Source organism: Paenibacillus sp. Y930 (assembly GCF_056786375.1).
In genome coordinates, this window is sequence record NZ_JBXCIX010000001.1 from 245,967 (window position 1) to 258,528 (window position 12,562).

The window sequence follows — 12,562 nt, forward strand, 5'->3', positions numbered from 1 at the left end:
CTACACCCCCTGACGATCTCTTAAGAAGTAGATCGTATCCAGTTCAACTTGCTGCGCAACAGCTTGCACATCACTAATCGAGATCGCTTGCACTTCCGTTAACAATTGATCAATGGTCCGGTTCGTATTAGCATAGCGATTATTAAAGTCAAAGCCAAGCATCTCATTCGCATTATCAAACATTTCACGTAGTGAATTTGAAAGCATCGCAATCGTCTGCGACAATTCAACATCTGTAATGTTACCAGCTCTCATCTCCGCTAATTGCTGCTCAATAATATTCAATGCTTTCTCATAATTGGCAAATTCAATACCTGATTGAATCGACAGGATGCCTTTATGTCCATCTAATCGGGAAGCGCAATAGTAAGCCAAGCTTTCCTTCTCACGCACATTAACAAATAATTTAGAATGAGGGTAGCCACCGAATATTCCATTGTATACTAATGCCGCTGCATAATTAGATGATGCATAGCCAGTGTTCATGCGAAGTCCGAGATTCAACTTTCCTTGATTCACATCTAGCTGTTCAACTATTGTTTTCACGGCATCTACACTGTGAACAACATCAGCACGCTCATACGGCTTCGGTGAACGCTCTGGCAATACGAAGCTTTGCTCAATATAGCCCATCACTTCCTCAAGCGTAGTATCACCTACGACATACAAATCAAGTTGTGCTTCAGATAACCACTGCTGATAACGCTCATATAATGTTAGTGCATCGACCTGCGGCAAATCTTCTAGACGACCGGCTGCATTAAGACGATATGGTTCATTCGCACACATTTCCTCCATACAACGTTCAGATGCATAGCGAATTTTATCGTTAATGACCGATTCCAATTGCTTTTGTAATGTCTGTTTTTCTGCCTCTACATAAGCTGGACGGAATTCACCATTTTCGATTAATGGCTGTGTAACCATTTGACCGATATATTTGATCGCTTCCGACAATAAAGAAACCTCGCTCTTCACAAAGCGGTCATTAATGACATCCATCCGAAATTGTACAAATTGTGTGTTGCCACGCTTCGTAATATTGAAACCAAAGCCCGCACCATACAATTCATCTAACTGCTCCCGTAGCGCAATCGTTTCTGGCTTAATAGCCGTTCCTCTACGTAATACATATGGAATAAGTGCAGTTGACGTTACCGTCTCTTCCTGCAATGGTGTACCTGCAAATAACGTAATCGTAAACGTTTTGAATCGATTGGTTGGCAATACATGCACATTGAAACTTTGCACTGTTCCTTTTTGAAAATTCATAATTATTATGGCTCCTTTCTATAGTAGCCTTCCTTATTATTCTAACTTATGCGAAATGGAAGAAGCAACCACCAGACAAGCTCTGAATGATTGCTTCTTTTTTCCCATAATTATTTACAAAAAATATGTTTCCCGATCGTCATAATCTGCTGTCTAGTCCAAATCCAAGCTGAAGTTGCAGTATCAGGGTTAAAATAATAAATACAACCATATGTAGGGTCCCAGCCATTAATGGCCTCCCTAACAGCTTTCTTTGCATTTTCATTAGGCGTAAGATAGATCTGACCATCAGCTACTGCGGTAAATGCTCTCGGTTCAAAAATGACGCCATAAACCGTATCAGGAAAATCCGGATGCTTTACACGATTCAAAATAACAGCGGCTACTGCAACTTGACCCTCGTAAGACTCTCCTCGAGCTTCACCATATACAGCATTCGCCATCAACTGTATATCATTCTCTGATAATCCCAATAAATTTGATTGCCCTGTACTGTTTGAATTAGAATTATCACTATTACTTGAACCTGATCCTGATTCTGGTCTGGTAGTCATAGATGCATTCCATTTCGCTGTTGCTTTGACGAGTTTTTGCTTCGTACTTTTGCCAACAACTCCATCAGATGTTAGACCGAATTCCCATTGAAACCATGTTACAGCACTTTTCGTCTGTGACCCGAATGCTCCATCAACTTCACCGTTAAAGTAACCCAAATACTTCAATCGACCTTGTAGCTCACTTACATCCGAGCCGTATGATCCGACCTTCAATGTTGCAGAACTGAAAGTCGGTACAGTACTCTCATCCGTAAACTTGTTATACATGTAAAGAGTCGAAAAAAGCATTACTACAATAACAAATACAGTTAGTTTACGTAATCTCATGTTAATTGCGCCTTTCTCCTACTGCGTAATCAATAGTCATTGTTGACCTGCACATAGTATGAGAAAAGGAGTTGATTAATATACACATTTAACATTTTCCTATTATTTAGCATTCCATTGCTCAATAGAAACGAGCACAATACGCGGCTTACTGCCTTCATATGGACCAATAATTGACTTTCCTTCTAGCTGATCAATGATTCTAGCGGCACGTGTGTAACCAATTCGCATACGCCGCTGTAACAACGAGACTGACGCCTGTCCACTCTCTATTACAATTTTGGCAGCATCATCGAATAAATCATCATATACTTCATCATAATCATTTAATTCATCGTCAAGCTCTGGTACGATATCTTCATTATATTTAACTTCCCCTTGACTACTTACATAAGCAACAAGCGCTTCAACCTCTTCATCTGACAAAAATGCACCTTGTACACGAATCGGTTTGTTCATACCCATTGGCAAGAAGAGCATATCGCCACGGCCGAGTAACTTCTCAGCACCCGCAACGTCAAGAATGGTACGTGAATCTACTTGCGATGATACCCCAAAAGCTATTCTTGATGGAATATTCGCTTTAATAACACCAGTAATAACATCTACAGAAGGTCTCTGCGTTGCAATAATTAAGTGAATACCTGCTGCACGAGCCATTTGCGCAAGCCTAGCAATGGCATCCTCGACATCATTGGAAGCAACCATCATCAAATCAGCCAATTCATCGACAATAACGACGATATACGGTAAAAATAACGTAGGATCATCCTTTACAAGTTGATTATATCCTTCGATATTACGTGTACCAGATTTCGAGAATAGCTCATACCGTTTTTCCATTTCCACTACGATTTTCTTTAACGCAAGTGAAGCACGCTTTGGATTGGTCACTACAGGAGCAAGCAGATGTGGTATACCATTGTACATATTTAATTCAACCATTTTCGGGTCAATCATAAGAAATTTCACTTCATCAGGATTCGCTTTGTACAAAATACTTGCAATAATCCCGTTAATACAAACTGATTTACCAGAGCCCGTTGCACCAGCAACGAGTAAATGCGGCATTTTCGCTAAATTACCGACAATACTTTGTCCAGAAATATCACGACCGAATGCAATCGACAATTTCGATGCCGCATTCATAAATACTGGAGTTTCCATTACTTCACGCATCGTAACGACAGAAACCTCGCCATTAGGTACTTCAATTCCAATCGCAGACTTACCCGGAATTGGAGCTTCCATTCTGACATCTTTAGCTGCCAAAGCAAGTGCGATATCATCTGTTAAGCCAACAATGCGACTAACCTTCACACCAGTAGCGGGCTGAACTTCGTATCTTGTGACCGCTGGACCTCTCACGACATCTAATACCTTCGCACGCACACCAAAGCTCTCTAATGTAGCTTCTAGCTTACGACGCGAGTCATACATTTCTACCCCGTCTGATCCCTTTTGTGTATTAACTGGTTTATTAAGTATTGTGAATGGTGGCATCTGGTATGGAATCGCAGTAGGCTGTACATTGGCCTCGATTTTCCCCGCTTCATCTCCATTGTTATGCTCCGTTATGAATACATCTGAAGTGACGGCTTGTCCCTCAGGATAATCGTAATCATCATTGCTTTCATTGCTGACATTACTATCACTATTTTCATTATGTTCATTGCTGTTGATCGTATGTAATGGTTCATCTTGCTCAGCTTGCTCTTCAGATTCGTCTAATATCGCTGAGCCTACTTCAGCTTGAGAATGGTCTCCATTAAGAACTGGCGGCTCCGTCTGCTCTGTTAATTGCCATTCCGTATCCTCATGTTGTAACAGTTGCTCCTGATGCTGCTCCAAAGAATCTTGGTCAGCTCTATCGTTAAACGGTAGCTGTGAATGCTGCGCAACAACCTCAGTTTGCTCTTCGACAATCTCTTCATAATGCTCAAGGACATGATCATTAGCGGCAAGTGATTCTTGATGATTCAACTCCCATTCATCATCTGGTTCCTCTGTACGATCATGATTCCATTGGAAGAAATAAGATTTACGCTTAGGCTTTGTAATCTCAACTTGTACATCTTCATGATCTTCATCATCATCAATGTAATGAACATCTTTGCTGACTTTTGCCAAAGCTTTCCGTCTAGCTTGAATGATACCGACCTTCGCAACGACTAATTTAATAAGACGAGATAACTTCACTTTCAGGAAACGAAGCATCTCCACATATGATTTACCGGTTATTAACAATATCGAGATGAGATACATTACAATATTAACAATTAAAGCACCATAATAGCCAAATAGCATAAATAATAGCGAATATTGAATCGCCCCTACATAGCCACCACTGATCGAGAGATCACGAATGGAACTATCTTGAGACAATTGTGTATCAAATAACTGAGAACGAATCTCCTTATCCAACGTTTTCATAATAACCGATCCAGTAATTGAACTATTATCAAGGCCCATATACCTTGCATTAATATGAGAGATCGAACTGCTTAACGTTAGTGCTAATATCGCTATAATTAGACCAGTTTTTCTTGTACTCCATCCACTCGGCCATGCACGCTTAATCATAACGGTTAATCCAACGACGATACCTGCAATCGCAAGTGCAAAGTAAAATTTCCCTAGAATAACACCGAACAATTTCGATAGAGCTTGACCAACAGTCGCTTCCCCTGAGAGAGCAATCATCGATATTGTAATAATAAGAATACCATATACTTCATATTTCAATTGAGATCCAAACGATCTCTTCTTTTTACGTCTTTTGGCCAATAAGCTCCCCTCCGACTTCCATTATATCACATGAAAATATTGTGATCTACGAGCAAAGAGGGAGAAGCTTAATAAGATATTCTAATTATCAGCAATTTTCGCACGCAAAAAAGACTGAGCCATCCATTCTCAGTCTTTAAAAGGTTTATCCTATAACTAAAAGTTCGTCCATATTCGACGTCGAATATGTTGTTTTGAACTAAAATCCTTTGAACTTTAATCCTTTGAACTTTAATCTTTCGAACTTCAATCTTTTGAAATAACTTCAAATAGAAGTTCAAAAAGCGGGCTTTCGAAAGCCGAGAAGATGGAGCGCTACTTGAGAAAGGCGGAAGCGCAAATGTACGTTATTGGTACATGCGAACCGTACTTTCCAAGTTCGCTTCATATTCGACGTCGAATAACCTACGTCAGCATCCCCATCGTTATCAAAGCCCGCTTTTTGAAGTTACCTATAAGGGATGATGCTGCCTGGCGCGTAGTTCTCGTCTAAGTAACAATCCAGCGGTGGATTAATTAGACGAACGATCATAGCGTTGCCTGATACTAACGGCTTAACCTCCATTAACATCCCTTGATACACATAATCTTGACAATGATCGTCACGCTTTTGTTCCCCATAAACGTATTCAACAGGTACAACGGAATATAACATTACACTTGGTCCTCCTAAAATTTTTTATGATACATTCTGGAATTACTCTCTGCGAATAAAAAATCACTTCGGAAGCATACGATAACTTTTTGAGCTTCATATGTCGCTTCTTAGTGACAAGAAGTCACTTCGGAAGCATATCCTTATGATCGTTAATTAGATTACGTAGTTGTTGTAGAGCATCCCCTATTCCACCCACTTTATCAATAAGACCGTGACTTACTGCATCCGCACCAATGACGGTAGTACCAATATCTCTTGCTAGCTCCCCGGTTTTAAACATTAGTCCTTTGAACGTTTCTTCCGTAATTCGCGAATGTGCGATAACGAAGCGAGTTACTCTTTCCTGCATCTTGTCCAAATATTCAAATGACTGTGGCACACCAATAACTAGTCCATTCATCCGAATCGGATGAATCGTCATCGTAGCTGTCTCAGCAATAAAGCTTACATCACCAGAAACAGCTATTGGAACTCCTATAGAATGTCCACCGCCTAATACAAGCGTAACCTTTGGCTTAGACATTGTGCTGATCATCTCTGCAATAGCAAGACCTGCCTCAACATCTCCACCTACTGTATTAAGAATAATAAGCAAACCTTCAATTTTACTATTTTGCTCAGCAGCAACGAGCTGAGGAATAATATGCTCATACTTCGTCGTTTTATTTTGTGGTGGTAAGATCATATGACCTTCAATCTGCCCGATAATCGTTATACAATGAATATTACTTTCTTGAGTGCTCGGTACGCTGGCCACCCCTAATTGTTGTATAGCCTGCAAGGTTTGATCGACTGTTGACCTTGTTTCTTCTGACTTATTCGGTTCATTAGGTAATTGATCACCAGTCAAATTCGGATAAGAATCCATCATATGCCTCCTAAACTTTTTGTAGCTTCGTGTAATAACTTCTCATGTAGACAAAAAGTCACTTCGAAAGCATAGACTAACTTTTTGTAGCTTCGTGTAATAACTTCTCCTGTAGACAAAAAGTCACTTCGAGAGATTAACTTTATTATTTATATGATTAGTATGGAGTATTATGCTCAACTTATCCGAAAACTACTTAATAACAAAAAATACCCATAGCCGAAACACCATTTTCAAAGTGTCCAGTCTATGGGTACCTTACTCTTATCTCTCATTTCAGAAAACTATGACCTATTACTAGTTATAGGGCAGTACAAAATCTTGCGTGTAATAGGTTTTATAAGCACCTACTCCAAGCTCCTTATATTCGGGATACAGCATATTTTCTCGATGTCCCAATGAATTAATCCAGCCTACATAAACAGCAAATCCATTTTCATAGCCGTAAGCGATATTTTCACCACCGCCAAAATTAGTTAGTCCCGCCGCCTTCATCCGAGCTTGTGGATCTAATCCTGCTTTATTAATATGATCAAGATATTTGTGCGTATACATATCTTTACTATGCAAATACGCTGCCTTCGCTGCTTTCTCATTCCAAGATAACATATTTTCAAGATTATGTTTGTTACGGAAAACATTAGTGAAATCTAGAATTTGCTGTTCATAACTTGAATCGATTTGTTCTTGTCCAGCTGTACCTTTCCCGCTGTATGTTGCATCATATTGCAAGATTCCATCTACAGCATTATCGGAAAACTTATCTACGTAATAATTTGTTATGATTCCATCTTGTTTAGATTGATAATAACTAAATAGGTTTAATGTAACTTCCTTGCCGATATATTTGTTTAAACTAGTGTAGCTAGAACCTACTAATATATCATTTTGTTGTCCCCATACATTTCTAGCATTCGAATATAGTGCAACAACTTTATTTTCATTAGAAATACCATACATTGCAAAGCTATTATAATCTTTATTATAAATGTACCATGTAAAATTAAATTCAGAAGCGTCTTTACGATTGGGCTTACCTAGCTTACTAACTAACGCTGCCTCCGTATCACCGAGAACTACATCACGCAAACCGGTAGAATAGCTTACACTTTTGCCAATATATTGTTTCACAGAAGGATATTGCTGCTTCAAGCGTTTAATAAAGACGATCGCTTCCGCTCTATTCAAATTCTCATATGGCGCGTATCCTTCAATAGTAGCACTGACTTTACCTGTTGATAACTTGGTGTCTAATAAAAACTGAATAGATACTACATCACTTTCATAACTACCTTGCAGCATTGAATAAACAATATTGGCTACTTGACTTCTTTGATAAACCGAGTTTTGTCCACTAAAGTGCCAAAAATTATCGGTAGCAAGATCAAAGTAGGGAATATACCATTTTTCGCCTGACTCTGCTTTACGAACCACGAAATCGTTATTATATGAACGCATAACCATCGCTAGAAATTCTGGTTCGGTAACATTATCATTAGGATTAAAGTTACCATTAGCATCGCCTTTAACAATACCTTCTTTGTAGCCCCAATGAATAGCTTCCATCGCCCAATGACTATTAGCGACATCCTTAAAAATAACACCGTTTTTACTTGTCGTTGCTGCATTCACATATTGAGCACTTACTGGAATAACAGTACAGAATAAAACAATTACTGCAACAAAAATATTAAGCAGTTTATTTCCCCTCATTGTCTCCATGTCTCCACCTCGATTGTAATAGTTTTGAGTCAATAAACTAACAGGTCTACTCTTATCGTTTTATTGATTGGATAATACTCCCTGTCCATACTCTATTATATGCAATACAAGTAGATATTCAATTCAATAATGAACAATTGGGGCTAAAGACATAAAAAAAACTAGCTAATACCTACTCACATATGAGTAATATTAGCTAGTTAATTTAGGTGAATGGAATATAAAATTATACTTCCATAATAATTGGTAAAATCATCGGGCGACGACGAGTTTGTTCGTATAGGAATCTACCTAGAGAGTCTTTCACATTTGTTTTCAATGAAGCCCACTCATTAACTTTATCGTTCATTAGTTTAGTAAGTGTAGAAGTTACGATACGGTTTGCTTCGTCAAGAAGTCCTTCGGACTCACGAACGTAGACAAAACCACGAGAAATAATATCTGGGCCAGATAGAATCGTGCCATCAGCCTTGCTAAGTGTTACAACAACAACGAGAATACCATCTTGGGAAAGCAGCTTACGATCACGTAGTACAATATTACCTACGTCGCCAACTCCTAGTCCGTCGATTAGTACACGACCTGCTTGAACTTTAGGTCCACGAGCGGCTTGACCACCTTGGAACTCAACAGTGTCACCATTGTCTAGTACAAAAATATTTTCTGGAGCAATACCAACCTCTTCACCTAGACCAGCATGAAGACGAAGCATACGATATTCACCGTGAATAGGAATAAAGTATTTAGGCTTAACAAGGTTAAGCATAAGTTTTAATTCTTCTTGACTACCATGACCAGATACGTGAACACCAGATACTGATCCTGGTCCGTAGATCACATGTGCTCCAAGACGGAACAACTCATCTACTGTTCTACCTACATAGCGTTCATTACCAGGGATAGGCGTCGCGGCAATGATCACCGTATCACCAGGCAATATATCTACTTTACGATGTGTTGAACGTGCCATACGAGTAAGTGCGGACATTGGTTCGCCTTGACTACCCGTACATAAAATAACGACACGATCAGCTGTCATACGATTAACTTCTTCTGGCTCAATAATCATTCCTTCTGGAATATTCAAGTAGCCAAGTTCACTAGCAATCGTAACGACATTGACCATACTACGTCCTACGACTGCAATTTTGCGGCGTGTTGCAATCGAAGCATTAATTACTTGCTGAATACGATGTACATTTGAAGCAAATGTAGCTACAACAACACGCTGCGTTGATTTACGGAAAATATCTTCAAGTTCATTACCAACATTACTTTCAGATGGTGTATATCCTGGACGTTCAGCATTTGTCGAATCAGATAGAAGTGCTAATACACCTTTGCTACCGATTGCTGCAATACGCTGCAAGTCTGCAAATTGATCATTAACAGGTGTATGATCGAATTTGAAATCACCTGTATGAACAATTGTACCTTCTGGTGTATCTAAACATACACCGACAGAATCTGGAATACTATGATTCGTTTTGAAGAAGCTTGCAGTAATTGTTCCCAGTTGGATTTCACTATCGGCACTAATAAGAATACGTTTCGTATCTCCTAGTATGCCTGCTTCTTTCAATTTTACTTCGATTAATCCTAATGTTAGCTTAGTAGCATACACAGGAACATTTAAGCTTTTCAATACATAGGATAAGCCGCCGATATGATCTTCATGTCCGTGAGTAATGATGATTCCGCGCACTTTATCTTTGTTTTCAACGAGATAGCCCACATCTGGAATGACGATGTCAATTCCAAGCATGTCCTCCTCAGGGAATTTCAAGCCTGCATCTACAACTACAATATCGTCGTTATATTGAACGACATACATATTTTTACCGATTTCGCCGACTCCGCCTAATGCAAAGACCAGCAACTTATCTTGGTTATTCTTTTTAGACAAGTGAATCTATACCTCCTAAAGGTTATACCTTATTTAATTTTTGTTCTACTCAAACAATCTATTAACAAAAAACGTCAGATGCCGCTCTGACGGAATGTTCAAATTCAATATTTAATTGCCGCACCCATTCACTTAATTCCATTATACATGATTAAAAAGCGATTACACAAGTCAAAGGCAATATTTTCGCTTTGTTTTCAAAATATATGTAGTAACAACAAAAGCCGATGCCTATTTCGCAACGGCTTCCGCAGGTTTTCTATTACGAAATTATATTTTTAATTTGTTTCAAATTTCGTACGAATTCAGCCTCAGAATCTGTAATCGGTGCTAAAGGCAAACGAACTGAGCCTACAGCAATACCGATTGCTTCTAGCGCATATTTCACTGGAACTGGATTAGACATCGGATGTGGACAGGCAAACATGCCTTTGAAGAATGGTAATAATTCACCATGATACTTAGCCGCTGTTGTTACATCACCAGCCAAATATGATTGAATCATTGTTCTCATTTCTTGTCCTATGATATGAGCAGAAACGCTGATAACCCCATATGCTCCTACTGCAAGCGCCGGTAACGTCACACTATCATCACCTGTGTACACTCTGAAGCCTTCAGGTGCACTACTAATAATTGCAGTAAGTTGGTCAAGATTAGCACAATCCTTTGTTGCAACTACATTAGTAATTTGCGCTAGTCTAAGTGTCGTATCAACAGACAAATTAGTGCCCGTGCGGCCTTCAACATTATATAAAAATACCGGAAGCGTAGTACTTTCTGCAATCGCTTTGAAATGCAAATATAGACCTTCTTGGCTTGGTTTATTGTAATAAGGTACAACAAGCAATAAGCCATCAACTCCGCATTGCTGCGCGCGCTGTGATAAGTTAATTGAAGATTTTGTATTATTACTGCCTGTTCCTGCAATAATACGTGCTCTACCTGCAGATTTCTGAACAGCAAACGTAAACAATTGTAATTTTTCTTCTTCTGATAAGGTTGGTGACTCCCCAGTAGTCCCGGCAATAACAATGCTATCATTTTGCTGATCAACAATTAAATGTTCGATAAGCTGTTCAGCAATTGCCCAATCAATATTACCTTCTGCATCGAAAGGGGTTACCATTGCGGTAATCAATCTTCCGAACTCCATCCGAAACTCCTCCTACCATTTCAGTAATATTTTTATTTATCAATCTATTTATTTGTAAAATAAAATACTTTGTTTTTGTAAAACGTTTAACGATTCAGGTCAAACGTTGAATGTAATGCGATAATTCCCTTTACCATATGCTGCTCCTTCACTAATACCCATATTGCCGCATTAGAGTCTGCTGATTGCAGAATAGGAACATCATGATCTGATAATGCTGTAATAATATTAGCCATCACACCAGGCTGCCCATTCATGCCGCCGCCAATAATTGAAATTTTCGCACAGCTTGATTCAAGCTTCACTACTAATTCTTGAGCTTCAAGCAATTGTTTTGCCTCATTTGCCTGCTCGGAATGAACAGTAAAAACTGCACCATTTAGCGTTACATTAATAAAATCCACACTAATGCCATGGTGAGCTAGTGTCTGAAACAATAATTGCGGAGCACGATGATCCGCATCTGAACTATGGACAGTAAGCTGCGTAATTCCTGCTACGTGGGCAATTCCTGTTACATGCCGATCAAGAACGGCATGTTCATTATGTTCCCATGCTGCATCTTTCACAAGAGTACCTTCTTCATCGGAAAAAGTAGAACGAACACGGACGGGTATACGAGCTTGTTGCGCAATTTCAACAGCACGAGGATGAACAACTTTAGCGCCTTCTCTTGCCATATGACAAATTTCAGCGTAGCTCAATGTAGCGATTGGTTTCGCATCAGTAACAACTCTAGGATCAGCAGTTAATACACCATTAACATCGGTATATATATCAACGGACTCGGCATGTAGCGCTGCACCAAGTGCCGTTGCCGTCGTATCACTGCCACCTCTTCCTAATGTCGTAACATCACTGTTACGAGTTCTACCTTGAAACCCAGTTACAACTACCACTTTACTTTGCATCAATGCTTGGATTATTTTCTCCGGTTTGATCGAAGTGATTTTCGCAGAGCCAAATTGTTCATCCGTCTCTATTCCCGCTTCTGCCGCAGTATATACAATTGCTGGGATACCCGCAGCACGCACTTGAGCGGCTAACAGCGTGGCAGAAATAACTTCGCCACAACTTATTAACAAATCCTTCTCACGCGCGTCTACGCCGCCCTGATGAGCGCCTAACAATTCTAATAAGGTGTCAGTTGCATATGGTTCACCACGTCTACCTATCGCAGATACAACGATGACAACGGCATAGCCGTTGTCTCGTTCGCGCTTGATATGATGAATCACACGTTCAGTTGCTTTTGTTGTCGCTAATGAAGTGCCGCCGAATTTTTGAACTAATATTCGCATAGCTTCGC

9 protein-coding genes are annotated in these 12,562 nt (G+C 39.5%); all 9 read right to left on the reverse strand.

Going from position 1 to position 12,562, the window contains the following annotated elements; genetic code table 11:
* The 9 genes from yfmF to dapG all read right to left on the reverse strand — a co-directional run bounded on the left by yfmF (position 1) and on the right by dapG (position 12,554).
* On the reverse strand, positions 1 to 1,272 hold the full coding sequence (gene yfmF / locus AC1TO5_RS01250) for an EF-P 5-aminopentanol modification-associated protein YfmF (RefSeq protein WP_482060969.1): 1,272 nt from the start codon (positions 1,270 to 1,272) through the stop codon (positions 1 to 3).
* A gap of 110 nt (positions 1,273 to 1,382) precedes the next feature.
* The gene (gene sleB, locus AC1TO5_RS01255; RefSeq protein WP_482060970.1) at positions 1,383 to 2,156 is read right to left on the reverse strand and encodes a spore cortex-lytic enzyme; all 774 of its coding nucleotides are present in this window, start codon (positions 2,154 to 2,156) and stop codon (positions 1,383 to 1,385) included.
* Between the two features lie 102 nt (positions 2,157 to 2,258).
* On the reverse strand, positions 2,259 to 4,943 hold the full coding sequence (locus tag AC1TO5_RS01260) for a DNA translocase FtsK (protein ID WP_482060971.1): 2,685 nt from the start codon (positions 4,941 to 4,943) through the stop codon (positions 2,259 to 2,261).
* 448 nt (positions 4,944 to 5,391) lie between these two features.
* On the reverse strand, positions 5,392 to 5,598 hold the full coding sequence (locus AC1TO5_RS01265; RefSeq protein WP_482060972.1) for a YlzJ-like family protein: 207 nt from the start codon (positions 5,596 to 5,598) through the stop codon (positions 5,392 to 5,394).
* Between the two features lie 124 nt (positions 5,599 to 5,722).
* Positions 5,723 to 6,469 carry a ClpP family protease gene (locus AC1TO5_RS01270; protein ID WP_482061796.1) on the reverse strand — a complete coding sequence of 249 codons (747 nt, stop codon included), beginning with the start codon at positions 6,467 to 6,469 and terminating at the stop codon, positions 5,723 to 5,725.
* A gap of 297 nt (positions 6,470 to 6,766) precedes the next feature.
* Positions 6,767 to 8,191, reverse strand: a complete 1,425-nt coding sequence (locus AC1TO5_RS01275) for a CAP domain-containing protein (protein ID WP_482060973.1) — start codon at positions 8,189 to 8,191, stop codon at positions 6,767 to 6,769.
* Between the two features lie 226 nt (positions 8,192 to 8,417).
* Entirely contained in the window at positions 8,418 to 10,097 is a 1,680-nt protein-coding gene (locus AC1TO5_RS01280; RefSeq protein WP_482060974.1) for a ribonuclease J, read from the reverse strand.
* A gap of 262 nt (positions 10,098 to 10,359) precedes the next feature.
* A complete protein-coding gene (dapA, locus tag AC1TO5_RS01285; protein WP_482060975.1) occupies positions 10,360 to 11,253 on the reverse strand; it encodes a 4-hydroxy-tetrahydrodipicolinate synthase in 894 nt (297 codons plus the stop codon).
* Between the two features lie 86 nt (positions 11,254 to 11,339).
* Positions 11,340 to 12,554 carry an aspartate kinase gene (dapG, locus tag AC1TO5_RS01290; RefSeq protein ID WP_482060976.1) on the reverse strand — a complete coding sequence of 405 codons (1,215 nt, stop codon included), beginning with the start codon at positions 12,552 to 12,554 and terminating at the stop codon, positions 11,340 to 11,342.
* Between the last annotated feature and the right edge of the window lie 8 nt (positions 12,555 to 12,562).

Bases quoted from the DNA above. Each gene is read 5' to 3' on its own strand.
- yfmF (WP_482060969.1), bottom strand. From the start codon at position 1,272: ATGAATTTTCAAAAAGGAACAGTGCAAAGTTTCAATGTGCATGTATTG.
- sleB (WP_482060970.1), bottom strand. From the start codon at position 2,156: ATGAGATTACGTAAACTAACTGTATTTGTTATTGTAGTAATGCTTTTT.
- AC1TO5_RS01265 (WP_482060972.1), bottom strand. From the start codon at position 5,598: ATGTTATATTCCGTTGTACCTGTTGAATACGTTTATGGGGAACAAAAG.
- AC1TO5_RS01270 (WP_482061796.1), bottom strand. From the start codon at position 6,469: ATGGATTCTTATCCGAATTTGACTGGTGATCAATTACCTAATGAACCG.
- AC1TO5_RS01275 (WP_482060973.1), bottom strand. From the start codon at position 8,191: ATGGAGACAATGAGGGGAAATAAACTGCTTAATATTTTTGTTGCAGTA.
- dapA (WP_482060975.1), bottom strand. From the start codon at position 11,253: ATGGAGTTCGGAAGATTGATTACCGCAATGGTAACCCCTTTCGATGCA.
- dapG (WP_482060976.1), bottom strand. From the start codon at position 12,554: ATGCGAATATTAGTTCAAAAATTCGGCGGCACTTCATTAGCGACAACA.